Here is a 25,104-nt window from a genome sequence, read left to right on the forward strand (position 1 = left end):
GGGCTGGCTAGATCCAGCCGCCCCACTGCAACACAAAGATCCCGATATTGGTGGTGATCGCAGCCATCAGGGTGGTGATCACGATAATCGCGGCTGCCAGTTCATGATTGCCGTTGGCCGCCCGGGCCATGACATAGCTGGCGGCAGCTGTGGGGCTGGCAAAGTACAGAAACAAAGTCCCCAGTTCGGCCCCCCGGAAACCACAAAGCCAGGCGCCCAGCGTGGTCAGTAATGGCAGGCTGACCATTTTCACCAGGCTTGCACTCAGCGCCAGGTCACCACTTTTACGCAAACTCGCCAACGACAGCGTGCCGCCGATACATATAAGCGCCAGCGGCAAGGTCATCGACGCCAGATACTCACCCGAGGTCAGCAGCCAATGGGGCAGGCCGATCTTGAACGCAGCAAAAGGGGCTGCCACCAGCACGCTGATGATCAGCGGGTTCTTGAACACGCTTTTACAGATGCTCCAGGGATCGGACTTGATCACCGGGCTGTACACCGCCAGCACGATGGTCGACAAGGTGTTGTAGAGCAGAATCACCAGGGCCGCGAGCACTGCCCCCAGGGAGATACCGTAATCGCCATACATGCTGGCCGCCAGGGCCAGGCCGATGACCGCGTTGTTGCCGCGAAACGCGCCCTGAGTGTAGATACCCCGCTCAGCACGAGGGCAACGCCAGATCGACCAGCCCCAGGCCAGGGCAAAACTGACCAGCGTCGCTACGGTGAAATAGCCGAGTACCTTGGGCTGCAAGGCGGCCCTGAGATCGGCATGCAAAATACCCAGAAACAACAAGGCCGGCATGGTGACGTTGAACACCAGTGCCGACGCAGTGTGGATAAAGTTGTCATTGATCCAGCCCACGCGCTTGAGCACAACGCCCAGAAACAGCATGGCAAACACGGGAGCCGTGATAGAGAGTGTCTGAAGGAAAATAGCCAGCATATCGAGTCAGCCTGATGGCGATCGGGAGGAAGATCGTATGCGGAATCAGACGTTTAGTTAGCCAGCGTCAACCCGCAGTTTAATCAAATTGCGCACGCATCCAGCAATGATACTCGGCCACTGCGGGCTCACCCTCGCGAGGAGCCCAGGGTGCCAGTTCGCCGTCTCCAACCGGCCGATAAGGCCCGGCTTTGCACTCGAACATCAGGCTGTCGTTCTCAAGCACCACCAGCCCATGAAAAATACCTGCTGGCAGATCGACCCCCAGACTCCCGCCTCCGGCTTGCAATACGCGCTTGTCGAGCACCCGACCTTCTTCATCGAAAATCAGGACGCCAAGCGTGCCCTTGAGTACCAGCAGGGTCTCAGCCTTGTCGCTGCCCAGGTGCCGGTGCGGCGGAACATAGGTGGAGGGTTGCAGCCCCACCACCATGCGATGGCAGGCCTCTTCCATCTGATGCAAGTTGTGATGCTGGCGACCACGGGGGTTGCCGGCAGCTTTCTCTGCCAGGTCGTTGAAGAGCGATTGATCGAGAAAGCTGGGGCGGGTCATGGTTTCAACGTCCTTTATTACATGTCTTTGACGGCATAAATCCCGGCGGCATTGCGCCAGTATCCCTTGTAGTCCATGCCATAACCGAAGAGGTAGCGGTCAATGCACGGCAGACCCGCGTAATTGGCTTTCAGGTCCGGACGCGCCTTGCGCTGATGGTCCTTGTCGATCAGCACCGCCGTATGCACCTGACGGGCACCTGCGTGTTTGCAGAACTCGACGATGGCACTCAGGGTGTGACCTTCATCGAGGATGTCATCAATGATCAGAACATGACGGTCAATGAACGACACTTCTGGCTTGGCTTTCCAGAACAGATCGCCGCCAGTGGTCTCATTGCGATAGCGCGTCGCGTGCAGGTAAGACGCTTCAAGCGGGAACTTCAGGTGGGTGAGCAACTTGCCCGCAAAAATCAGGCCGCCATTCATCACACAAAATACTACTGGATTGGTCTCGGCCATTTCGGCCGTGATTTGCGCGCCAACGCGGGCAATGGCTGCCTCGACTTCAGCTTCGGTGTACAGGCAGTCAGCCTCTCGCATGATTTGACGGATATGCTCGAGATCAGCAGACATGACGCTCTCCAGGGGGGTTGTGCAAGAAAAGCGGGCAAAGGTACGCACCCGCATGGCTCAGATCAAGTATTTATGGACTAACGTGCAGTAATGTTTAGTAGGACATCACCCCGTATTAGATTAATCTAGGCCGCTTTTTTTGCCTGCCCACGGAGCCTTTACCCATGCCCATTCGCGAGATACGCCACCCGCTGATTCGTCACAAGCTCGGCCTTATGCGCCGCGCAGACATTAGCACGAAGAACTTCCGCGAGCTTGCTCAGGAAGTAGGCGCGTTGCTGACCTATGAAGCCACCAAAGACCTGACCCTCGAAACCTACGAGATTGAAGGCTGGTGCGGCACTGTTAAAGTTGAAAAAATCGCCGGCAAGAAAATTACCGTCGTCCCGATCCTGCGTGCCGGCATTGGCATGCTCGAAGGTGTACTGAGCCTGATTCCGGGCGCCAAAGTCAGCGCAGTCGGTGTAGCCCGTAACGAAGAAACCCTTCAGGCCCACACCTACCTGGAAAAACTGGTACCGGAAATCAACGAACGTCTGGCGATGATCATCGACCCGATGCTGGCCACCGGTGCATCCATGGTTGCCACCATTGATCTGCTGAAGAAAGCCGGCTGCAAAGAAATCCGCGCCATGGTGCTGGTTGCCGCCCCAGAAGGCATTGCCACTGTAGAAGCCGCTCACCCGGACGTCGTCATCTACACCGCCTCCATCGATGAGCGTCTGAACGAACACGGTTACATCATTCCTGGCCTGGGCGATGCTGGCGACAAGATCTTCGGCACCAAGCAAAAGGACGCATAACATGCAGGACGAGTTCAACGACCCGCTCTGGCGCCAGATCATATCTGGCGCGCAGATGCTCTTCGTGGCCTTTGGCGCGTTGGTCCTGATGCCTTTGATTACCGGCCTCGACCCTAACGTCGCGCTGTTCACCGCGGGTCTCGGGACTCTGTTGTTCCAGATCGTGACCCGGCGCCAGGTGCCGGTTTTTCTGGCTTCAAGCTTTGCGTTCATTACCCCGATCATTCTCGCCAAAGGCCAGTTCGGCCTTGCCGCGACCATGGGCGGCGTGATGGCAGCAGGCTTCGTGTACACCTTCCTCGGTTTCGCGGTAAAGCTCAAAGGCACCGGTTTTATTGACCGCCTGCTGCCTCCCGTAGTGATTGGTCCGGTGATCATCTCGATTGGTCTGGCAATGGCCCCGATTGCAGCGCACATGGCCATGGGCCGCGCTGAAGATGGCACCGAGCTGATCCACTACCAGACCGCCATGCTGATCTCGATGCCAGCCCTGCTGACCACCCTGATCGTAGCCGTGTTCGGTAAAGGCATTTTCCGCCTGGTGCCGATCATTGCCGGCGTGCTGGTGGGATTCTCGATGGCGTTTTACTTTGGCGTAGTGGACACGGCCAAGATTGCCGCCGCCCCATGGTTTGCCCTGCCGCACTTCACTGCTCCCGAGTTCAACTGGCAGGCGATTCTGTTTATCGTCCCCGTGGCCCTGGCCCCGGCCATTGAACACATCGGCGGAGTGATTGCCGTGGGCAGCGTGACCGGCCGCGACTATCTGAAAAAGCCCGGCCTGCATCGCACCCTGTTCGGTGACGGCATCGCCACCACCGCTGCCGGCCTGCTTGGCGGTCCGCCCAACACCACCTACGCCGAAGTGACCGGCGCAGTGATGCTGACCAAGAACTACAACCCGAAAATAATGACCTGGGCGGCGATTTTCGCCATTAGCCTGGCATTTGTCGGCAAGTTCGGCGCACTGCTGCAAAGCATTCCAGTGCCGGTGATGGGCGGGATTCTATGCCTGTTGTTCGGTTCAATTGCTGCGGTCGGGATGAACACCCTGATTCGCCATCAGGTCGATCTGAGCGAAGCCCGCAACCTGGTGATTGTTTCGGTGACCCTGGTGTTCGGTATCGGCGGAGTGCTGATTGGCACCGGCATGGGCCCGGAAGACTTCGGCCTCAAGGGCATCGCCCTGTGTGCCATCGTCGCCATTGCGCTGAATCTGTTGTTGCCGGGCAATGACAGCTGGAAACACAAGAAAGGTGACGGGCCGGTTATCTAAATCGGCAAGTCCCCCAGGATCCTGTGGAAGCCTGGCCTGCCAGGCTTCCACAAGGTATCTGCAAGCGGAGTTTTACAGCGCCAGCGGCGCCCGCTCACACAAGGTATTCAACGCTGCCGCCCACTCAGGGTTGTCATTCAGGCACGGTACCAGCACCAGCTCCTCGCCCCCCGCCGCAATAAACTGCTCGCGACCGCGATCGCCGATTTCTTCCAGCGTTTCAATGCAATCCGCCACAAACGCCGGGCACATGACCAGAATCTTCTTCACTCCGTCTTTGGCCAGAGCGTCCAGGCGTGCCTCGGTATAGGGTTCGATCCACTTGGCCCGGCCCAGTCGGGACTGGAACGCCACCGACCATTTGCCCGCCGGCAACCCGGCGCGATCGGCAAACTCCTGGGCCGTACGCAAGCACTGCGCCCGGTAGCAGGTTGCCAATACTGCCGGCGAAGCATTCTGGCAGCAGTCAGCATTTTTGAAGCAGTGATTACCGGTCGGATCGAGTTTATGCAGATGGCGCTCGGGCAAACCGTGAAAACTGAGCAGTAAATGATCGTAATCCTGCTCCAGATGCGGCCGGGTACTCGCCACCAGTGCGTCGAGGTATTCGGGCTGATCGTAAAACGGCTGCACGATGGAGAGTTGAATGCCCAGCTTTGCGGCTTTGATCACCCGCTTGGCTTCTGCAATCACGGTGGTGACCGTACTGTCGGCAAACTGTGGATACAACGGTGCCAGGGTGACCTTGTGAATGCCCTTGGCCGCCAGACGTGTGAGCACGGTTTCAATGGACGGTTCGCCATAGCGCATTGCCAGTTCTACCGGCCCCTTGGTCCACTCCTTGCTCATCGCCTGCTGCAGGCGACGGCTGAGCACCACCAGCGGCGAGCCTTCATCCCACCAGATGGAGGCATAGGCATGGGCCGATTGTTCGGGGCGCTTGACCAGAATCAGTGACACGATCAGGCGGCGCAATGGCCACGGCATGTCGATCACATACGGGTCCATCAGAAACTGGTTCAGGTAGCTGCGTACATCGGCTACCGAAGTAGACGCGGGCGAACCCAGGTTAACCAGTAATAGTGCGTGCTCGGTCATGCAACATCCTATTTCAGAGGCGGGCGGACAGATCATCCAGGGCCGCACGCAAATCGGTGAACTGAAAAGTGAAACCGGCTGCCAGCAATTTGGCCGGCGTGGCCCGTTGGCCGCCCAGCAATAACTGTGACAATTCGCCCAGACCAACGCGCAAGGCAAAGGCGGGAACGGGAATGAACGCCGGACGGTGCAACACGCTGCCCAGGGTTTTGGCGAACTCAAGGTTGCGTACCGGATGCGGCGCGCAGGCATTATAAGGACCCGACGCGGCATTCTCATGCACAAGAAAATCAATCAGGGCAATTTGGTCATTGATATGAATCCATGGCATCCATTGCCGACCATTACCTATCGGCCCGCCCAACGCCAGTTTGAAAGGCAATAACAGGCGCGACAAAAAGCCGCCCTCGGCCGCCAGCACCAGGCCGGTACGCACCAGCACCACACGAATGCCCAAGGCCTGTGCGCGTTGCGCGGTTTCCTCCCAGGCAATACACAAATGGCTGGCGAAGTCTTCGCTCACCGGAGGCGACTCTTCGGTCAACTCGCGCTCACCCCCATCGCCATACCAGCCCACTGCCGAACCGGACACCAGCACCGACGGTTTTTGTTCGCGGCTGGCCAGCCAGGTCACCAGGGTTTCCGTCAGCGTAATCCGGCTACCCCACAACAACGCCTTGCGCTTGCGTGTCCATGGCCGATCGGCAATCGGCGCGCCGGCAAGGTTGATCAGCGCATCAATCGGCTCCTGGCCAAGTTCTTCAAGTGTGGCGACGCCTCTTACGCCGGCACCGCACAATTCGCTCACGCGATCAGGGCGACGACTCCACACGCTCAGGCGATGACCTTGCGCAAGCCAGTGACGGCAAAGCTGGCGCCCGATCAAGCCTGTACCGCCGGTCAGCAAAATGTGCATGAGTTGATCCTCGCTGGGAGTTTTATCGGGTGCACTGGTCTATTTTTAAAGAAATTCCCATTTCTTCGGGCCGCTGGCTTCATAAAGAATAGGCTAGGCTGGCCCGGCAAGCGCACTAAAACTTATACTAATAAATTAATTTGTACAGATATTGGCGGCATCGTAGTTTGTGCAGCTGACTGGGCAAATAGGGATTGAGGCCAATATGACTGTACCTATCGCAATTATCGGGGCCGGCATCGCCGGATTGTCTGCCGCAAGGGCACTGCACAAGGCCGGGCACACTGTGCATCTGTTCGATAAAAGCCGCGGCAGCGGCGGACGCATGTCGAGCAAGCGCAGTGATGCGGGATCACTGGATCTTGGAGCCCAGTATTTCACTGCCCGCGATCGCCGCTTTGTCGATGAGGTCCAGCAGTGGCAAGCCCTGGGCTGGGCTGCTGAGTGGGAACCTCATCTGTACAACCACAAGAACGGCCAGCTCACACCGTCACCGGACGAACAGACCCGCTGGGTAGGCAGCCCGCGCATGAGCGCGATTACCCGCGGCATGCTCGGCCATTTCAAGGTTGAGTTTGCATGCCGTATTACTGACTTGATACGCGGTGAAAAACACTGGCACCTGTTGGATGCCGACGAGGTCAGTCACGGCCCCTACAGCCATGTGATAGTGGCAACGCCGGCACCTCAGGCAACCGCCCTGCTTGCTTGTGCGCCCAAACTGGCAAGCACCGCGGCCGGAGTGAAAATGGACCCGACCTGGGCCGTCGCCCTGGCTTTCGATACGCCCCTGGAAACCAAAATGGATGGCTGCTTCGTGCAAGACAGCCCGCTGGACTGGCTAGCCCGCAACAGCAGTAAACCGGGGCGTGAGCACAAGCCCGACACCTGGGTGCTGCATGCCACCAGCGCCTGGAGCAGGCAAAACCTGGATCTGTCCAAAGAAGCAGTCATCGAGCACTTGCACGGTGCCTTTGCCGAACTGATGCACTTCCCCATGCCTGCGCCGATCTTCAGTCTGGCCCATCGCTGGCTCTATGCCCGGCCTTCCACCGCCCATGAATGGGGAGCACTGACCGATGCCGATCTGGGGCTTTATGCCTGTGGCGACTGGTGCCTGTCAGGCCGGGTCGAAGGCGCGTGGCTCAGTGGCCAGGAGGCAGCCCGGCGCTTGATCGAACACCTCGAATAAAGCCCAGGGCTGGCGTATAGCCTCTGTAAGAGCGAGCTTGCTGGCGATCTTTTAAAAACGGCTCGCTCCTGTAGAAGCCCCAAATACTTGTACAGGATAATTGACTTGTACAAGGCAAAGCCTAAGATGAAACCAGGTTGTACATCGCTACAAAGATGTACAAGTAATTCCTGGAGGTTCATCCCATGGTCAGCGCCGTCTCAGCCCGCGACAAACCGAAAATCGCCATCAGTGCCTGCCTGCTGGGCGCCGAAGTTCGCTTCAACGGCGGGCATAAGGCTTCGCAACTGTGCAGCCAGGCCCTGAGTGAGTATTTCGAGTTCGTCCCGCTGTGCCCCGAAGTCGCCATCGGGCTGGGCATTCCGCGCCAGCCCATTCGCCTGATCGGCGACCCTGCCCAACCCCAAGCCGTAGGCAGTGTCGACAGCGCTATGGACGTAACCCGGCCACTGCACGATTACGCTGTGGCCATGGCCGCAGCGCACACAGACATTTGCGGCTACATCTTTATGCAAAAGTCGCCGTCTTGCGGACTCGAGCGAGTCAAGGTCTATCAGGACGGTGGACGCCCCGCAGAGTTGAGAGGACGGGGGATTTACGCACAAGCGTTTTGCGCCGCGCACCCGGACTTGCCGGTTGAAGAAGAAGGCCGCCTCAACGACCCGGTATTGCGTGAAAACTTTCTGACCCGGGTTTACGCCTATAGCGCCTGGCAACAGTTGCTCGGAGACGGCATCACCCGCCGCTCCCTGACCGAGTTTCATGCCCGCTATAAATACCAGCTTATGGCCCACCACCCCGAACAGTACAAAACCCTGGGCAACATGCTGGGGAGCCTGGGCAAGGGCGACCCTCGCGAAATTGCCCCGCAGTATTTCAGCGAGTTGATGAAAGCCCTGAAAAAATGCGCCACGCGCCGCACTCACACCAATGTGCTGCAACACATCAGCGGCTATCTCAAACAGTCCCTCAGCCGCGAAGACAAGCAAGAAATGCAGTACCTGATTGGCCAGTACCTGCACGGCATTGTGCCGTTGGTGGTGCCGCTGACACTGCTCAAGCATCATTTTCGCCAGCATCCGGATCCCTATATCTCGCGGCAGGTGTACCTGCAACCGCACCCGGAAAACCTCAGCCTGCGCAATGCGATCTGACCATGAATCAGGACCTTTCGCAGACCAGCTCTGCCGCACCCGACTACAACCAGGCCCTGGCCGAAGGCTGGCTGCCGATACGCGAAGTGGCGCGCATCACCGGGGTCAATGCCGTGACCCTGCGCGCCTGGGAGCGGCGTTATGGCCTGATCGTCCCGCACCGCACCGCCAAAGGTCATCGCCTGTTCTCAGCCGCCCATATCCAGCGAATCCAGCACATTCTGACCTGGCTCAATCGCGGGGTGTCGGTCAGCCAGGTCAAGCCACTGCTCGACCTGGCCCCGAGCCACCGCGAACCCGTCGACAACGACTGGCTGGCATGGAGCCAGGCCCTGACGCTGGCGATCACTGAGCTGGCCGGGCGCAGACTGGACGACAACTTCAATCAGGTCATGTCGCTGTATCCGGCCCACACCCTGTGCGAACAGCTGCTGATCCCGCTGTTGAGCGAGCTGGAACAACGCTGGCAGGGCCAGTTCGGGGCACAACTGGAGCGAGTGTTTTTCAGCTCCTGGCTACGCAGCAAACTGGGCGCCCGTATCTACCACAACAATCGCTCACTCAAAGGCAAGCCCATCCTGCTGATCAACCATTCACCCCAGCCTTTCGAAGCCCAGCTGTGGCTCACCGCCTGGCTGGTCAGCAGCAGCCACTGCCCGGTTGAAGTCTTCGACGCGCCCCTGCCCGGCGGTGAACTGGCAATGGCGGTGGAACGCCTCAAATCACCCGCCGTGGTCCTCTATTCGAGCCAGACCCTGAACCCCCAGCAACTGCCAAAGCTACTGAAGGGCGTTGACTGCCCGATCCTGATAGCCGGACCGACGGTATGCATCCATAGCGCCGAGCTGGCCGTAAGTACTACTGAAATCGCAGGATTGTCTCTTGCTCGCGATCCCCTTGAAGCCCATCAACGGCTCAGCCAGCTCGGACTGTTCTAGAGGAATAAACATGCAACTGATCTGGCTGCGCAGCGACTTGCGCCAAAACGACAACACCGCCCTGAGCGCCGCCGCTGAACGCGGCCCCACTGTGGCCGTGTATCTCATCAGCCCCGAGCAATGGCTGGCCCATGACGACGCGCCGTGCAAAGTCGATTTTTGGCTGCGTAATCTGAGCGTCCTGAGCGACAGCCTCGAGCAACTGAATATCCCGTTACTTATTCGCAGCGCGCCCGCCTGGGACCAGGCCCCCGCGGTGCTGGTTGAACTGTGCCAACAGTTGGGCATTGAGGACGTGCATGTAAATGATGAATACGGCATCCATGAAACCCGGCGCGATCAAGCCGTCGCCCGTGCCCTCGACGCCAAGGGCATCGGCTTTCATCGTCACCTCGACCAACTGCTGTTTCAACCCGGCAGTGTGCTGACCAAAACCGGGACCTACTTTCAGGTATTCAGCCAGTTCCGCAAGGTTTGCTATGAGCGCCTGCACACGGGACTGCCGCCCATAGTGGCCACACCCCGGCCCCAGGCGCAGCTGACCATTGCCCGGGATGCGATTGCTCAATCTGTTAGCGGCTTTGCGCCGCCCGACGAAACCCTGCGCGCACTCTGGCCGGCCGGGGAAGACGAAGCCCGGCAGCGCCTGGCACGCTTCGCCGACGAGCAAATCCACTACTACAAAGAAGAGCGCGACTTGCCCGCCAAACCTGGCACCAGCCAGCTTTCGCCCTACCTGGCAGCAGGCGTTATCTCACCCCGCCAATGCCTGCATGCAGCACTGCTCAGCAACAACGGCGAATTTGAAAGCGGCAGTGTCGGCTGCGCGACCTGGATCAGCGAACTGATCTGGCGCGAGTTCTATAAACATATTCTGGTGGGTTACCCACGGGTTTCCCGGCATCGCGCATTCAGAGCCGACACCGAGTTCTTGCCCTGGCGTGATGCCCCACAAGAACTGGCGGCATGGAAAGAGGGGCGCACCGGTATCCCGATCATCGACGCGGCCATTCGCCAACTGCTGGCAACCGGCTGGATGCACAACCGCCTGCGGATGGTGGTGGCAATGTTCCTGACCAAGAACCTGTTGATCGACTGGCGCGAGGGTGAGCGCTTCTTTATGCAGCACTTGATTGATGGCGATCTGGCAGCCAACAACGGCGGCTGGCAGTGGAGCTCATCCACCGGGACCGATTCGGTGCCCTACTTCAGAATTTTCAACCCCTTGAGTCAGTCCGAGCGCTTCGACCCCGAAGGTCGCTTCATCAAGCACTGGCTGCCAGAACTTGCGACGCTGAATAAAAAAGAGATTCATAACCCGGCCATTGCCGGCGGCCTGTTTGGGGTTGCCGATTATCCGCGGCCAATTGTCGACTTGAAACACAGTCGCGAACGGGCCCTCAGCGCGTTCAAGAATCTGCCGTCGCGCCAGCTTTACGAGGTGTGCGATGGCTGAGACACGGCGTATCTGGCTTACCGGGGCCAGCAGCGGGATTGGTGCTCACCTGGCGGAACAACTGCTCAACAGCGGTGCCCGCCTGGCATTGAGTGCCCGCACCCTGCCCCCCCTGCAAGCGTTATCCGAACGCTACCCGGGGCAGGTGCTGCTGGTGCCCGGCGACCTGACCGACAGCCTGCAAGTGCGGGAAATCGGCAAGCGGATCGCCCACACCTGGGGCGCGCTGGACTGCGTGATTCTGAATGCCGGCTCCTGTGAGTATGTCGACGTCCGGCATTTCGACGCAGCCCTGATCGAGCGCGTGGTGCGCACCAATTTACTGGCCAGCGCTTACTGCCTTGAAAGTGCGCTGCCTTTACTGCGTGCAGGCACCCGCCCGCACCTGGTGGGCGTGGTCAGTTCCGTGACCTTCTGGCCCCTGCCACGGGCCGAAGCGTATGGCGCGTCAAAAGCCGGACTGCGCTACTTGCTGGAGTCACTGCGCATCGATCTCGCCCACGAGGGAATGGATGTCACCCTGGTCAGCCCCGGCTTCGTTGACACCCCGCTGACGGCAAAAAACGATTTCCCCATGCCCATGCGCTGGCCTGCACTCAAAGCCGCACAGCATATTTGCCAGCGTCTGGAAAACCGCCCGCTGGAAATCGCTTTTCCCTGGTCATTTATCGCCACTCTCAAACTGATGGCGAGCCTGCCAAAACGCCTGCAACTGGCGATTGGAAAACGCCTGGCACGGACTTCTGACGAGACACCATCATGAAAATCGCGATCATTGGCAGCGGCATCTCAGGCCTGACCTGTGGCTATTTACTGCATAAAGAACACGAGATCCGCGTGTTCGAGGCCAGTGACTGGGTGGGGGGGCATACCCATACGGTGGATGTCGGCATCGGCGGGCGTCACTATCAAATTGATACCGGCTTCATCGTGTTCAACGACTGGACCTATCCCAACTTCATCAAGCTGATCGATCGACTGGGGGTGCGCTCCAAAGCCACTGAGATGAGCTTCTCGGTGCACGACCCCCGACGCAATTTCGAATACAACGGCAACAGCCTCAACAGTTTGTTCGCCCAACGCAGCAACCTGTTGTCCCCCGGGTTCTGGGGCATGTTGCGCGATATCCTGCGTTTCAATCGCCAGGCCGTACGCGACCTGCAACAACAGCGCATTGCCAGCGACACCCGACTGGGCGACTACCTGCAGCAGCGTGGCTATGGCCCCCGGTTTATCGAGCACTACATTGTGCCGATGGGCGCGGCGATCTGGTCCATGCCACTGGCCGAGATGCAGGCATTTCCGCTGCAGGCGTTTATCCGCTTCTTCAAGAACCACGGCTTGCTGAGCATCACCAATCGCCCGCAGTGGCGAGTGATCGAAGGTGGCTCGAGCGCCTATGTACAACCGCTGAGCGCAGGCTTTGCCGAACACATTCGCCTCAACTGCCCGGTTACGGCGGTTGAACGCGACGACCTGGGTGTACTCATCCACAGCCCGGCAGGCAGCGAGCGCTTCGACAAAGTGATTTTTGCCTGCCATAGCGATCAGGCCTTAAAGCTGTTGGCCCGGCCGACAGTCGCCGAACAGCAAATCCTCGGCGCCCTGCCCTACGCCGATAACGACGTGGTCCTGCACACCGATACCCGACTGCTACCTGAGCGAAAACAGGCCTGGGCCAGCTGGAACTATCGACTGGGTGATGTCGGACAACGCCGCGCCAGCGTGACTTACGCCATGAACATCCTGCAGGGGATCGAGAGCGAGACCACATTCTGCGTCAGCCTTAACCAGACCGAGGCCATCGACCCGCTGCAAGTGCTGGCCCGATACACCTACGCCCACCCGCAATACAGCCTCGATGCCGTAGCCGCCCAAGGGCGCTGGCAAGAATTGCTGGGGCCGCAGCACAGCTATTTTTGCGGTGCTTACTGGGCTAACGGCTTTCACGAAGACGGGGTGGTCAGCGCTTTGCGTGTCGCCTCAGCATTCGGCCAACAGCTATGAACAGCGCCCTGTACAGCGGCTGGATCGCCCACCGGCGTTTTGCGCCGACCAGCCATGCATTCCGCTACCGCATCGGCTTGTTGTATCTCGACCTGGACGAACAGGATGCTGTATTGGGGCTGTCACCACTGGCTGGAAAAAGCCGCTTTGCACCCTTCTCGTTTCGCGAAACCGATTACCTGAAGGATTACACCAGGACCGGCATGCGCCTGATGGATGCCGTTCGCCAACAAGTCGCCCGAGCCCTCGGGCATACGCCCCAAGGTGCCATCTGCTTACTGACTCAGGCCCGCAGCTGGGGCTTGAGTTTCAACCCGGTGAGTTTCTTTTATTGCTACGAGGCTGACGGGCAACTGGCTGCCATCCTGTGCGAAGTGAGCAATACCCCGTGGCGCGAGCACTATCACTACGTGCTCCCGGCCCTGGGTGACAGCCATCAGCATTTTGCCGTGGCCAAGGCATTTCATGTCTCGCCTTTTCTGCCCCGCGATCTGGAATACCGCATGAGTTTCAGCCCGCCCGCTGCCCGACTCGGTGTGCATATGGCGGATTGGCAAGGTGAGCTGAAAATGTTCGATGCCACCCTCAATCTGCAACGCAGCGCGCTCGACCGTCCAGGTTTGCATCGCTACTTGCGGCAATTTCCATGGATGACGGCAAAGACTTGCCTGGCCATTTACTGGCAAGCCTTGCGCCTGTTTCTCAAACGTACGCCGATCTTTTCCCATCAGGCCGCCGACGGCGCCTTTCGTATTGCCGCCCTGCAACCCAAGGATAAACGTCATGAAAAGCCCTAGCCTGGTGAGCAAAACCTCACGATTGAGTACCTACAATCTGACCAGCGTACTGCTGCGGCGCGGAGTCATGCGTCAACTCAGCCAGCTGCAGCACGGACAATTGGTGCTGACTGAAAATGGCGAGCGCCATCTGTTCGGTGACAGCAACGCGACACTGATCGGCGAAGTGCACATCAGCGACCCCGGTGTCTGGGGGATGATCGCCAGCAACGGTTCCATAGGCGCCGGCGAAGCATTTATCCACGGCTACTGGAGCTCGCCCGACCTGACCAGAGTGGTCCGGGTACTGGTCAGCAACCTGAAGGTTCTGGACGCCATGGAGGGTGGGCTTGCCAGCCTGGGACGCCCGTTGATACGGGGCTTGCACTGGATCAATCGCAATACCCGCAAAGGCTCGCAAAAAAACATTGCGGCTCATTACGACCTTGGCAATGAGATGTTCGAGCAGTTTCTCGACCCCACCATGATGTATTCAGCGGCGCAGTTCCTCAGCCCTGACGACAGCCTGGAGCAGGCCCAACTGAATAAGCTGCAACGCATTTGCCAGAAGCTCGACCTCAAGCCCGAAGACCACTTGCTGGAAATCGGCACCGGCTGGGGCAGCATGGCAATTTTTGCCGCGCAGCATTACCACTGCAAAGTGACCACCACCACACTCTCGAAGGAACAATTCGATTACACCCGGGAGCGTATCGAGGCACTGGGTCTACAGAATCAGGTGACCTTGTTGCTGGAGGATTACCGCGATCTGACCGGGCAGTACGACAAACTGGTGTCCATCGAGATGATCGAAGCGGTCGGCCATCATTTTTTACCCAACTACTTCAAACAGTGTTCGCACCTGCTCAAGAGCCAGGGGTTGATGTTGCTGCAAGCCATCACCATTCGAGACCAGCGTTACGAGCAAGCCAAAACCGGCGTGGACTTTATCCAGCGCTACATCTTCCCCGGCGGCGCACTGCCCAGCGTGCAGAAAATGCTCGAGATCGTCACCCGCGATACCGACATGAACCTGATGCATATGGAGGACTTTGGCCTGCACTACGCCAGAACCCTGCGCCTGTGGCATGAGAACTTTCGCCGCGCCCACGGCCGTCTGACCGAGCTGGGCTATGACGAATACTTCCTGCGTCTGTGGGAATTTTACCTGTGCTACTGCGAAGGTGGCTTCCTCGAACGCAGTATCGGCACCGCGCAATTGTTGCTGGCCAAACCCGGGGCCATGCCGCAACCCTTGCTCGGGCGCTTTGATGCTTGATCTGAAGCTGCTGGCCAATGCCGGAATGTTCCAGCTTGGCTGGTTTGCCTGTGTGCTGGGTGGCAATAGCCTGTGGTTACTACTGCCGGCGGGCGTACTACTGGTGAACGGACTGTGGATAAGTGCCCGGTGGACAGAAGTACGCTTGATCATTTACGTCTGCTTGCTCGGCACCCTGGTGGACAGCCTGCTGCTCAATGCCGGGGTTTTTGAGTTCCGGCAGGAGGGGATTTTGATCCCGTTCTGGTTGATGCTGCTCTGGGCATTACTGGCGACCACCCTGAACCATTGCCTGGCATGGACGGCACGACCGGCATGGCGGGCGGTGCTGCTGGGCGCGGTTGGCGGGCCATTGTCGTATTACGCAGGGCAACGGCTGGGGGCGGTGCAATTCGGGTTCGGACTGTGGCCGACCCTGGTCTTGCTTGCGGTGTTATGGGCGGGGTTGTTCCCGGCGCTGCAATGGCTGGCGGGCACGCAGACAGCCCAACTTCCGCTGCGAGAATGAGCTTGCTCCTACAGGGATGAATGGCGGTTTGTCAGCGGTTTTACACCTGACAGCTGCTCTGCCTTACACTGCGCGCCTATGACCAACATCCCCCTGACCGAAATTACCGAACCCGCCGTCACCTGTTCGACGTGCGCGGCATGCTGCTGCCAACTGGAAGTGATGTTGATCACCGACACCGGCGTGCCCGAGCGCTTTATCGACACCGATGACTGGGGCGGCGAGGTCATGCTGCGCCTCGATGATGGCTGGTGTGCAGCGCTGGATCGCAACACCATGATGTGCACCATCTACGAAAAGCGTCCGCTGATTTGCCGCGAGTTCGAAATGGGTGATGTTGAATGCCTGAACGAGCGTCAAGGCATCACAACCGCCTATCGGTAGCGGTTTGATCCCTTGTAGGAGCGAGCTTTTGCGGTATGGGATATCGCGCTGAAAAGCTCGCGAGACAAGCTCGCTCCTACAGGGAAGGCGTACGTTACAGCGGCAGACCGGGGCGGCGAGGTCATGCTGCGCCTCGATTCTACGAAAAGCGTCCGCTGATTTGCCGCGAGTTCGAGATGGGTGATGTTGAATGCCTGAACGAACGTCAAGGCATCACAACCGCCTATCGGTAGCGGTTTGATCCCTTGTAGGAGCGAGCTTGCTCGCGAGCTTTTGCGGTATGGCATATCACGCTGAAAAGCTCGCGAGACAAGCTCGCTCCTACAGGGAAGACGTACGTTACAGCGGCATTGTGTAATGCAGGGCGTAGCTCTCTATACCGTCGTTGGTGCTCGATAGCCCGGCATTGGAGTAATGAGTCGCTCGAATACCCACTTCATGCCCACCGGTAAAGCGCAGGCCAAAACCCAGGCGATCTTCAAACTGGAAAGCCGTCCCCAGCTTGTTGCCTTCAACTTCAGTGTGGGAAAACGCTGCGACCCCGATGCCGGCCTCTACATAAGGCTTGACCGTTTCACCGGCAAACTCGTACACAAATACAGGCGAGAACGACAAGCTGTGGTTCGCAGATGACTTGTCACCTTCCCAGTAGGTGTAAGCCCCATCCCAATAACCTGTAAGACGACCAACATCACTCTGCAGCCAGCTCTTGTCCCAATCGGACTTCAAGCCCAGCCGATAAGTCATGGTCGATTCACTGGTGTGCCCTACCCCAAACTCGATACCGGCCGCTTGTGCTGTGTAGCTGTGCCCCAGAACAGTGGCTGCCAGCGCAGCCAGGCAAAAAAATCGCTTCATAAGAAAATCCCGCTTCCGTATGCAAAGATCATTGTTGTGTGCCTCATCAGACAAGCGCTAAGAATCCAGTCACCGCCCGAAAGTTCAACCGTCTTGAACCTTTTCACACTTTTTTCACAAACCGAAGCTTTGCACACTCCCTGATTTATTCCACAACAGCGGCAGGATATTTTGCATGTGCTCCGGCGAGGCGCTGGTCCAGAACTGTGTTTGCCGGGCGGGGCCCGCTGCCAGCAGGCTTCTTTCACTCAACAATCGCTTGAGCTGGCGGGCCACTGCGGCGCCGGTGTCGATCAGGATGATCGAAGACGGCAGCATCTGGCTCAGCAGGGGCTTGAGGAAGGGGTAATGGGTGCAGCCGAGAATAATGGTGTCGCAACCCGCCGCCACCAGCGGTTCGACATAGCCGCGCAACAGGGTTCGCAGCTCGTCGCTGAGCAAGTCACCGGCTTCAATCAGCTCCACCAGCCCCGGACACGGCTGGGTGATCACCTGTACATCGCTGGCAAAGCGGTCAAGCAAGGCGGCAAATTTGGCACTTTGCAAAGTACCGGTGGTTGCAAGTACCCCCACCACCCCGCTGCGTGTGGCCGCAGCAGCCGGTTTGACCGCAGGTTCCATACCGACGATGGGCCAGTCGGGGTAAGACTGACGCAACTGCGCAACGCCGGCTACGGTGGCAGTGTTGCATGCCAGCACCAGAGCTTTAGCCCCCTGGCGCTGAAAAAAATCCGCCATCACGGCGCAGCGCTGGCGAATAAATTCAGGACTTTTTTCGCCGTAGGGAATGTGTCCGCAGTCCGCCACATATAGCAGTGACTCATTGGGCAACAGACCATGAATCTCCCGCAGCACCGACAGACCGCCGACACCGGAGTCGAAAACACCTACCGGTGCTTCATTCATGGCCCGTACCGCATACGCTGCACCCGGGATCGCGCTTGACTCGCAGTTCGCGAAACCGCGTGCCCAGGGCATCGATCAACAACAGACGCCCCACCAGCGGCTCACCAAAGCCGGCCAGCAGTTTCAGGGCTTCGAGGGCCTGCAGACTGCCGACCAAGCCTACCAGCGGGCCTATGACTCCGGCTTCACTGCAGGTCAGTTCGTCTTCGCTGCCATGACCATACAAACAGTGGTAGCAAGGGCTCGCCGGCTGGCGGGAGTCAAACACCGACAACTGCCCCTCAAGGCGAATTGCCGCACCACTGACCAGTGGTTTGCGCGCCACGAAGCAGGCCGCGTTCACGGCTTCGCGGGTGCCGAAGTTGTCGCAGCAATCGAGTACCAGATCAACCTGCGACACGGCATCTGCCAACGTGTCGGCATCCAGTGCCGAACGGTGGGCAACAAGCTTGATTTGCGGGTTTATCGCGGCCAGACGCTGCATGGCCGAATCGACTTTGCTCTGGCCGATGCTGGCGCTGTCATGAATGATCTGGCGTTGCAGGTTGGTCAGGTCGACGCTGTCAAAATCGGCCAGGTGCAGCTCGCCAACCCCGGCAGCCGCCAGGTAGAGCGCCACTGGCGAACCCAGCCCGCCCACACCGACGATCAGTACACGGCTGTTTTTCAGCTTGAGCTGACCTTCGATATCGACCTGTTGCAGCAGGATCTGTCGGCTGTAGCGCAACAGTTCCTCATCGCTCAGCACGGCAGGCGACCCAGGGTGATGCGTTCGTGGGTGCCCAGGTCCTTGCGGCTTTCGACCTGTGCAAAACCTGCACCCGATAACAACTGGCGAACAGCGTCGGCCTGATCGTACCCGTGCTCGAGCATCAACCAGCCCCCTGGGTTCAGGTGTTGTGGCGCGGCCTGGATAATTTCGCGAATGTCGTCCAGACCATCGACACCGGCGACCAATGCGCTTTCAGGCTCGAAACGCACATCGCCCTGGGCCAGGTGCACGTCGCCCGCGGCAATATAAGGCGGGTTGCTGATAATCAGGTCGAAGCGCTGATCAGCCAACGCACTGAACCAGTGACTGGTCAGTACATGGACGTTTTCAAGCTGTAGGCGCTGACGGTTACGCTCGGCCAGGGCTACGGCTTCAAGTACCCGATCGACCGCAGTGACGTGCCACGCAGGGCGTTCACTGGCCAGGGCCAGGGCAATTGCACCGCTGCCGGTACCTAAATCCAGAACCCTGGCGGGGCTGGCGGGTAGCAGATCCAGCGCAGTTTCGACCAGCAGTTCGGTATCAGGACGGGGAATAAGCGTGTGGGGCGCAACTTCAAGGTCCAGCTTCCAGAAGCCCTGCTGACCCAGAATGTAGGCAACAGGCTCACCGGCACGACGACGCAGCAGGTAGCCGGAAAAGGTCAAAGCCGATTCGCTGCTGACAATTTTTTCGGGCCATGTGTGCAGGTAACTGCGCGACTTGCCCAGGGCTGCGGCCAGTAACAGTTCCGCATCCAGGCGCGCCGTTGGCGAGTCTGGCAGTTCTGCGGCACGCAACAAGCTGGCAATAATGGTCATTTACTCACCCAGGGCCGTCAGTTGGTCAGCCTGAAATTCCGCTAATAACGGCTCAATAACGGCATCAACACCGCCAGCCAGTACATCATCCAGGGAATACAGGGTCAGATTGACACGGTGGTCGGTGACCCGCCCTTGTGCAAAATTGTAAGTCCGGATGCGCTCGGAGCGATCCCCCGAGCCCACCAGGGATTTTCGTTCGCTGGCAATCGCATTGGCAGCGGCGCTGGTTTGCTGGTCATTCAATTTAGCCGAAAGCCAGGACATCGCCCGCGCCCGGTTTTTATGCTGGGAACGCTCTTCCTGACACTCCACCACGATGCCCGATGGCAAGTGCGTGATGCGAATGGCCGAGTCGGTCTTGTTAACGTGCTGACCACCCGCGCCCGAAGAGCGATAGGTATCGACGCGCAAGTCGGACGGGTTGATCTCGATCGCTTCTTGCTCGTCCGGCTCCGGCAGTACCGCCACGGTGCACGCAGAAGTATGAATCCGCCCCTGGGATTCGGTCGCCGGTACCCGCTGTACGCGGTGTACCCCCGACTCGAACTTCAGCTTGCCGTAAACATTCTCGCCTTCAACCCGGGCAATGACTTCTTTGTAGCCGCCATGCTCGCCGCTGTTTTCCGACAGAATTTCCAGCTTCCAGCCACGACGCTCAGCGTAACGCGAGTACATGCGGAACAGGTCACCGGCAAAAATGGCCGCTTCATCGCCGCCGGTTCCGGCGCGAATCTCAAGGAATACGTTGCGCCCGTCGTTCGGGTCTTTTGGCAACAGCATGCGTTGCAGGTCTTGTTCCAGCTCGAGCAGCCGTTCTTTGGCTTCGCGGACTTCTTCAACCGCCATTTCGCGCATGTCCGGGTCGTTATCCTTGAGCAACGCCTGGGCGCCCTCAAGGTCGGCCTGTACCTTCAGCCACTGCCCGTAGGTTGCAACAATGGGCTCTACTTCCGCGTATTCCTTGGAATAGGCACGGAATTTGGTCTGATCAGAGATGACTTCGCCATCGCCAAGCAACGCGGTCAGTTCTTCAAAACGGTCCTGGAGGATGTCCAGCTTATTCAGCAGTGACGCTTTCATTACTATTTTTTATCCGCAGAGCTATCCGATGAGCCCTCACCGAGGGCAAAAAGTTCTTGGGCCATGGCCAGCGCATCGAGGCGGCCTTCGGCGGAAAGCTTTTTCAGCTGCACGCTGGGTGCGTGCAGCAATTTATTGGTCAGGCCGCGTGCCAGTTGTACCAGCACGTCTTCGGGATTGCTGCCGTTGGCGAGCATCCGCTGGGCCTTTTGCAGTTCTTCATCACGCAGGCGCTCGCTTTGCTGGCGATAGGCTTTGAGTACATCCACTGCCGCCAGCTCACGCAAACGCACCATGAAGTCTTCAGCACCAATGCTGACCAGCGCTTCCGCTGCCTGGGCTGCGCCCTGGCGACTCTTGAGGTTTTCCGCGACCACTTCGTGCAAGTCATCGACGGTGTAGAGGTAAACGTCGTCCAACTCGCCGACTTCTGGCTCGATATCCCGGGGGACGGCGATATCCACCATGAAAATGGGTTTGTGCTTGCGCAGTTTCAAAGCGCTTTCCACCGCGCCTTTGCCCAGAATCGGCAATTGGCTGGCGGTGGAGCTGATCACGATATCGCTGTGCACCAGCTCCTGGGGAATGTCCGACAGCAACACCGCGTGCGCCCCGAACTGCTCGGCCAGAGTACTGGCACGCTCCAGTGTACGGTTGGCCACGACTATGCGTTTTACCCCCAGCTCATGCAGGTGACGGGCGACCAGGGTAATGGTCTCGCCGGCGCCGATCAGCAGGGCCTGACTGCGCTGCAGGTCGCTGAAAATCTGCTTGGCCAGGCTCACGGCGGCAAACGCCACCGAAACCGGGTTTTCACCGATGGCGGTGTCGGTGCGCACTTGCTTGGCCGAGTTGAAGGTCGCTTGAAACAGCCGCCCCAACAAAGGCCCGACCGTGCCCGCCTCACGCGCCACGGCATAGGCCGATTTCATCTGGCCGAGAATTTGTGGCTCGCCCAACACCAGCGAGTCCAGGCCTGAAGCCACACGCATCATGTGACGAACGGCAGCATCGTCTTCATGGACATAGGCACAGGCACGTAATTCTTCGAGGCTCAGATGGTGATAGTCGGCCAGCCACTTCAGCACCGAGTCTGCCGAAAGGTGGTCCTGTTCTATATATAGCTCGCTGCGATTGCAGGTGGAGAGGATCGCAGCTTCGCGGCTGTCGGTGTGTCGGCAGAGTTGCTGCAAGGCCTCAACCAACTGCTCTGGAGTAAAAGCCACGCGCTCGCGGACGTCTACTGAAGCAGTCTTGTGGTTAATACCGAGTGCGAGGAAGGCCATTCAAGATCGCTGATGATGACGAGAAGCCGACAATTGTCCTACTTCGCCAGATTCAGAACAACCATTGCTGACTATTGTCTCTATAGTTAAGTTCTCTTGAAGCCCAATTATCAAACATCCATTGACCCAGATATTCGATAGTCGCACCTGTTAGGGTTTGCCCTGTCGCATGTGTCATGATGCCCGGACCGCAGGTAAGTCGCCCTTCTCCTATATGAATAGATCCTCCGCGTTGCTCCTCTCTCTCGTCCTTCTCAGTGGCTGCCAGGCTTTGGCCCCCACGTCACCGGATGATTCATCGCCGGCTGAAGAGGCTACTTCCACTCCGGAAAAACCCACGGTTTATGGCTCGTTCAGCGAAGAAACGCTGTACAGCCTGCTGAGCGCGGAGCTGGCCGGCCAACGTAATCGTCTGGATATCGCTCTCGACAACTACGTCACCCAGGCGATCAATACGCAAGATCCCGGCATTGCCGAGCGCGCCTTGCGAATTGCCGAGTACCTGGGCGCCGATCAGGCCGCTCTCGATACATCGCTGATCTGGGCTAAAAACGCGCCGGACGATCTTGAGGCACAACGTGCGGCTGCCATTCAGCTGGCGCGCAACGGTCGTTATGACGACGCCATGGTGTACATGGAGAGAGTCCTGCAGGCCAAAGGCGACACTCACTTCGACTTTTTGGCCCTGTCGGCTTCAGAAACAGATGCCGATACCCGTGCCGGCCTGCAGAAAAGCTTTGATCGCCTGCTGGTCAAGCACCCGGACAACGGCCAGCTGATTTTCGGCAAGGCCTTGCTGATGCAACAGGACGGTGACACTGAAGGCGCCCTCAAGTTGCTGGAAAAGAATCCGCCCCAGGATGGCGAAGTCGCCCCGGTGTTGCTGCGGGCTCGTTTGCTGCAAAGCCTCAATCGCGGTGATGAAGCCCTGCCGCTGCTGAAAAAAAGCATTCGCCAGTACCCCGATGACAAACGTTTGGGGCTGACATACGCGCGCACCCTGATTGAACAGAACCGCATGGCCGAGGCCAAAACGCAGTTCGCCAGCCTCGCAGAGCAGTACCCTGAAGACGATGAGCTGCGCTTCTCGCTGGCGCTGATTTCCCTCGAAGGTAAAAACTGGGATGAAGCCCAGGGCTATCTGGAAGAGTTGATCGAGCGCGACAGTCATGTCGACTCTGCGCACTTGAACCTGGGTCGCATTGCCGAAGAGCGCAATGACCCACAGGGCGCTCTCGCCGAATATGCCCTGGTAGGTCCCGGCAATGACTATTTGCCCGCGCAACTGCGTCAGGCCGATATTCTTGTCAGCCACGGCCGCGCAGATGAAGCCTCGAAAAAACTGGCCGCCGCCCGCGATGCGCAGCCGGACTACGCCATCCAGCTGTACTTGATAGAAGCAGAGACCCTGGCCGCGAACAATCAGACCGATCGGGCCTGGAATGTCCTGCAGCAGGCACTCAAACAGTATCCCGATGATCTGAACCTGCTGTATTCACGCGCCATGCTGGCCGAGAAGCGCAACGATCTGCAACAGATGGAGCGCGATCTGCGCGCAATCATCCAGCGCGAACCCGACAATGCCATGGCATTGAACGCGCTGGGTTATACCCTTTCAGATCGAACCACCCGCTATGCCGAAGCCAAAGTGCTGATCCAGCAAGCTTACGACTTGAACCCGGACGACCCGGCCGTGCTCGATAGCCTGGGCTGGGTCAATTTCCGCCTGGGTAATCTGGATGAGGCGGAACGTTTGCTGCGTCAGGCCCTCGAACGCTTCCCGGACCAGGAAGTGGCTGCGCATCTGGGCGAAGTTCTGTGGGCCAATGGTAAACAGCGCGAAGCCAAGCAGATCTGGAGCAAGTTCCTTAAAGAAAATCCTGAAAGCCCAATCCTGCGCAAGACCGTGTTGCGCCTGACCGGATCGGAGAGTCTTTAAATCATGTTATTTCGTCATCTGCGTCACCTGATTGCCTTTGGCCTGATTGCCCTCCTCGCCGGCTGCGCGGGTTTTGGCGCCCGTGAATCGGTTGAGGGCCACGGCAGCCCGGCCCTGTGGTCAGAACATAAACAGCAACTGACCCAACTCGACGGCTGGCAAATCAACGGCAAGGTCGGAATTCGCGCACCAAAGGATTCAGGCAGCGCCACGCTGTTCTGGCTGCAACGTCAGGACTATTACGATATTCGCCTGTCGGGCCCGCTGGGCCGGGGCGCTGCCCGCCTGACCGGTCGTCCCGGAAAGGTCAGTCTGGAAGTCGCCAATCAGGGCCGCTATGAAGCGACTTTGCCCGAAGAATTGCTGGGCGAACAGTTGGGCTGGAGCCTGCCGGTATCACATCTGGTGTGGTGGGTGCGCGGCTTGCCAGCACCGGACAGCAAAAGTCGCGTGACCCTGAATGCCGATAGCCGCCTGGCGAATCTGGAGCAGGATGGCTGGAAAATCGAATATTTAAGCTACGTCGAACAGAACGGCTTCTGGCTGCCCGAGCGGGTCAAGCTGCATGGCCCGGATCTGGACGTCACCCTAGTGGTTAAAGATTGGCAACCCCGTCAGTTAGGTCAATGACATGCAAAAAGATGCTCTGGTTTTGCCCTCCCCGGCGAAACTGAATTTGATGCTGCACATTCTCGGCCGTCGCGAAGATGGCTATCACGAACTGCAAACGCTGTTTCAATTCCTCGACTACGGCGATGAAATGACGTTTTCAGTACGTGATGATGGCGTTATCTGCCTGCACACCGATTTTCCCGGAGTCCCGCACGATGCAAACCTGATCGTGAAGGCGGCAAAAAAACTTCAGGAACAATCCGGCTGCTCCCTGGGAATAGACATCCGGATCAAAAAAGTCTTGCCCATGGGCGGCGGCATCGGAGGCGGCAGTTCGAATGCGGCAACCACGTTGCTGGGACTCAATCATCTTTGGCAACTGGACTGGAGCATCGATCGACTTGCAGCACTGGGCCTGAGCCTGGGGGCTGACGTCCCGGTTTTCGTACGCGGCCACGCCGCTTTCGCTGAAGGTGTTGGCGAAATTCTTACACCAGTTGATCCGGAAGAACCCTGGTATTTAGTACTTGTCCCGCAAGTATCTGTAAGTACTGCAGAAATATTTTCAGATCCTTTGTTGACACGTGACTCTTTGCCCATTAAAGTGCGCCCCGTTCCCAAGGGAAACAGCCGAAACGACTGCGAAGCAGTAGTTAAGGAGCGTTATCCAGAAGTACGTAACGCTTTGAATTTGTTAGGTAAATATACCGAAGCAAAATTAACTGGAACTGGAAGTTGTATATTTGGGGCCTTCCCAAACGAAGCAGATGCTGATAAAGTGCTGCACCTTCTGACAGACACCCTTACAGGGTTTGTAGCAAAAGGAAGCAACGTTTCGATGTTGCATCGCAAGCTACAAGATCTGGCAAAGGAAACGGGTACACGGTACTCGTAGCAACAGATACAGGGGCGTCGCCAAGCGGTAAGGCAGCAGGTTTTGATCCTGCCATGCGTTGGTTCGAATCCAGCCGCCCCTGCCATTTC

General features: G+C 58.5%; 26 protein-coding genes and 1 tRNA gene. 16 read left to right on the top strand and 11 right to left on the bottom strand.

Annotated features, from left to right (window positions below; translation table 11 throughout):
* Positions 1–7: 7 nt before the first annotated feature.
* The 3 genes from B195_RS18815 to B195_RS18825 form a co-directional block, all read right to left on the bottom strand.
* Positions 8–949 (bottom strand): AEC family transporter, encoded by a 942-nt coding sequence (locus tag B195_RS18815; RefSeq protein WP_003439849.1) that lies wholly within the window; start codon positions 947–949, stop codon positions 8–10.
* Between the two features lie 79 nt (positions 950–1,028).
* The gene (locus tag B195_RS18820) at positions 1,029–1,502 is read right to left on the bottom strand and encodes a WbuC family cupin fold metalloprotein (RefSeq protein WP_003439848.1); all 474 of its coding nucleotides are present in this window, start codon (positions 1,500–1,502) and stop codon (positions 1,029–1,031) included.
* A 17-nt stretch (positions 1,503–1,519) separates the two neighbouring features.
* Positions 1,520–2,077, bottom strand: a complete 558-nt coding sequence (locus tag B195_RS18825) for a hypoxanthine-guanine phosphoribosyltransferase (RefSeq protein ID WP_003439847.1) — start codon at positions 2,075–2,077, stop codon at positions 1,520–1,522.
* Positions 2,078–2,241: 164 nt separating this feature from the next.
* On the opposite strand from B195_RS18825, the gene upp reads away from it, so the two are divergent.
* Positions 2,242–2,880: a uracil phosphoribosyltransferase gene (gene upp, locus B195_RS18830; protein ID WP_003439846.1), complete on the top strand. Its 639-nt coding sequence runs from the start codon at positions 2,242–2,244 to the stop codon at positions 2,878–2,880.
* 1 nt (position 2,881) lies between these two features.
* On the top strand, positions 2,882–4,156 hold the full coding sequence (locus tag B195_RS18835) for a uracil-xanthine permease family protein (RefSeq protein WP_003439829.1): 1,275 nt from the start codon (positions 2,882–2,884) through the stop codon (positions 4,154–4,156).
* A 72-nt stretch (positions 4,157–4,228) separates the two neighbouring features.
* Here the strand turns inward: B195_RS18835 and hemH are convergent, their stop codons facing one another.
* Together hemH and B195_RS18845 are read right to left on the bottom strand one after the other, a co-directional pair.
* Positions 4,229–5,254: a ferrochelatase gene (gene hemH, locus B195_RS18840; RefSeq protein WP_003439827.1), complete on the bottom strand. Its 1,026-nt coding sequence runs from the start codon at positions 5,252–5,254 to the stop codon at positions 4,229–4,231.
* A 13-nt stretch (positions 5,255–5,267) separates the two neighbouring features.
* Positions 5,268–6,170 carry a TIGR01777 family oxidoreductase gene (locus tag B195_RS18845; protein ID WP_003439826.1) on the bottom strand — a complete coding sequence of 301 codons (903 nt, stop codon included), beginning with the start codon at positions 6,168–6,170 and terminating at the stop codon, positions 5,268–5,270.
* A 205-nt stretch (positions 6,171–6,375) separates the two neighbouring features.
* Between B195_RS18845 and B195_RS18850 the strand changes: the two genes are divergently transcribed.
* From B195_RS18850 to B195_RS18895, 10 genes are all read left to right on the top strand, one after another.
* Positions 6,376–7,362, top strand: a complete 987-nt coding sequence (locus tag B195_RS18850) for an NAD(P)/FAD-dependent oxidoreductase (protein ID WP_003439824.1) — start codon at positions 6,376–6,378, stop codon at positions 7,360–7,362.
* A gap of 185 nt (positions 7,363–7,547) precedes the next feature.
* Positions 7,548–8,516: a DUF523 and DUF1722 domain-containing protein gene (locus tag B195_RS18855; protein ID WP_003439822.1), complete on the top strand. Its 969-nt coding sequence runs from the start codon at positions 7,548–7,550 to the stop codon at positions 8,514–8,516.
* 2 nt (positions 8,517–8,518) lie between these two features.
* Positions 8,519–9,454 (top strand): MerR family transcriptional regulator, encoded by a 936-nt coding sequence (locus B195_RS18860; RefSeq protein WP_003439820.1) that lies wholly within the window; start codon positions 8,519–8,521, stop codon positions 9,452–9,454.
* A 10-nt stretch (positions 9,455–9,464) separates the two neighbouring features.
* Complete coding sequence (gene phrB, locus B195_RS18865) at positions 9,465–10,910, top strand: deoxyribodipyrimidine photo-lyase (RefSeq protein WP_003439818.1); 1,446 nt, start codon at positions 9,465–9,467, stop codon at positions 10,908–10,910.
* Positions 10,903–11,673: an SDR family oxidoreductase gene (locus B195_RS18870; protein ID WP_003439816.1), complete on the top strand. Its 771-nt coding sequence runs from the start codon at positions 10,903–10,905 to the stop codon at positions 11,671–11,673. Before phrB ends, B195_RS18870 begins: the two co-directional genes overlap by 8 nt.
* Entirely contained in the window at positions 11,670–12,917 is a 1,248-nt protein-coding gene (locus B195_RS18875; RefSeq protein ID WP_003439814.1) for an NAD(P)/FAD-dependent oxidoreductase, read from the top strand. Before B195_RS18870 ends, B195_RS18875 begins: the two co-directional genes overlap by 4 nt.
* On the top strand, positions 12,914–13,714 hold the full coding sequence (locus B195_RS18880; protein WP_003439813.1) for a DUF1365 domain-containing protein: 801 nt from the start codon (positions 12,914–12,916) through the stop codon (positions 13,712–13,714). The genes B195_RS18875 and B195_RS18880 overlap by 4 nt, the downstream gene beginning before the upstream one ends.
* Positions 13,701–14,972, top strand: coding sequence for a cyclopropane-fatty-acyl-phospholipid synthase family protein (locus B195_RS18885; RefSeq protein WP_003439811.1), 1,272 nt, complete (start codon positions 13,701–13,703; stop codon positions 14,970–14,972). Before B195_RS18880 ends, B195_RS18885 begins: the two co-directional genes overlap by 14 nt.
* Positions 14,965–15,480 carry a DUF2878 domain-containing protein gene (locus tag B195_RS18890; RefSeq protein WP_003439809.1) on the top strand — a complete coding sequence of 172 codons (516 nt, stop codon included), beginning with the start codon at positions 14,965–14,967 and terminating at the stop codon, positions 15,478–15,480. Before B195_RS18885 ends, B195_RS18890 begins: the two co-directional genes overlap by 8 nt.
* A gap of 78 nt (positions 15,481–15,558) precedes the next feature.
* The gene (locus B195_RS18895) at positions 15,559–15,864 is read left to right on the top strand and encodes a YkgJ family cysteine cluster protein (RefSeq protein ID WP_003439808.1); all 306 of its coding nucleotides are present in this window, start codon (positions 15,559–15,561) and stop codon (positions 15,862–15,864) included.
* A gap of 339 nt (positions 15,865–16,203) precedes the next feature.
* Here the strand turns inward: B195_RS18895 and B195_RS18905 are convergent, their stop codons facing one another.
* From B195_RS18905 to hemA, 6 genes are all read right to left on the bottom strand, one after another.
* Positions 16,204–16,722: an acyloxyacyl hydrolase gene (locus B195_RS18905; protein WP_003439807.1), complete on the bottom strand. Its 519-nt coding sequence runs from the start codon at positions 16,720–16,722 to the stop codon at positions 16,204–16,206.
* Between the two features lie 114 nt (positions 16,723–16,836).
* Positions 16,837–17,628: a glutamate racemase gene (murI, locus tag B195_RS18910; RefSeq protein WP_003439806.1), complete on the bottom strand. Its 792-nt coding sequence runs from the start codon at positions 17,626–17,628 to the stop codon at positions 16,837–16,839.
* The gene (locus B195_RS18915) at positions 17,621–18,376 is read right to left on the bottom strand and encodes a molybdopterin-synthase adenylyltransferase MoeB (RefSeq protein WP_003439805.1); all 756 of its coding nucleotides are present in this window, start codon (positions 18,374–18,376) and stop codon (positions 17,621–17,623) included. Before B195_RS18915 ends, murI begins: the two co-directional genes overlap by 8 nt.
* On the bottom strand, positions 18,370–19,200 hold the full coding sequence (gene prmC, locus B195_RS18920; protein WP_003439804.1) for a peptide chain release factor N(5)-glutamine methyltransferase: 831 nt from the start codon (positions 19,198–19,200) through the stop codon (positions 18,370–18,372). Before prmC ends, B195_RS18915 begins: the two co-directional genes overlap by 7 nt.
* Positions 19,201–20,283 (bottom strand): peptide chain release factor 1, encoded by a 1,083-nt coding sequence (gene prfA, locus B195_RS18925; RefSeq protein WP_003439803.1) that lies wholly within the window; start codon positions 20,281–20,283, stop codon positions 19,201–19,203.
* Positions 20,284–20,285: 2 nt separating this feature from the next.
* A complete protein-coding gene (gene hemA / locus B195_RS18930; RefSeq protein WP_003439801.1) occupies positions 20,286–21,569 on the bottom strand; it encodes a glutamyl-tRNA reductase in 1,284 nt (427 codons plus the stop codon).
* A 214-nt stretch (positions 21,570–21,783) separates the two neighbouring features.
* Here hemA and B195_RS18935 point away from each other — a divergent pair, with 214 nt between their 5' ends.
* The 4 genes from B195_RS18935 to B195_RS18950 all read left to right on the top strand — a co-directional run bounded on the left by B195_RS18935 (position 21,784) and on the right by B195_RS18950 (position 25,100).
* Positions 21,784–23,508 carry a tetratricopeptide repeat protein gene (locus B195_RS18935; protein WP_003439800.1) on the top strand — a complete coding sequence of 575 codons (1,725 nt, stop codon included), beginning with the start codon at positions 21,784–21,786 and terminating at the stop codon, positions 23,506–23,508.
* Between the two features lie 3 nt (positions 23,509–23,511).
* On the top strand, positions 23,512–24,138 hold the full coding sequence (gene lolB, locus B195_RS18940) for a lipoprotein insertase outer membrane protein LolB (RefSeq protein WP_003439798.1): 627 nt from the start codon (positions 23,512–23,514) through the stop codon (positions 24,136–24,138).
* Position 24,139: 1 nt separating this feature from the next.
* Complete coding sequence (ispE, locus tag B195_RS18945) at positions 24,140–25,015, top strand: 4-(cytidine 5'-diphospho)-2-C-methyl-D-erythritol kinase (protein ID WP_003439796.1); 876 nt, start codon at positions 24,140–24,142, stop codon at positions 25,013–25,015.
* 10 nt (positions 25,016–25,025) lie between these two features.
* A tRNA-Gln gene (locus B195_RS18950) sits at positions 25,026–25,100 on the top strand.
* The last annotated feature ends 4 nt before the right edge of the window (positions 25,101–25,104 follow it).

This window comes from Pseudomonas sp. Lz4W (assembly GCF_000346225.2).
Classification (GTDB): domain Bacteria; phylum Pseudomonadota; class Gammaproteobacteria; order Pseudomonadales; family Pseudomonadaceae; genus Aquipseudomonas; species Aquipseudomonas paraversuta.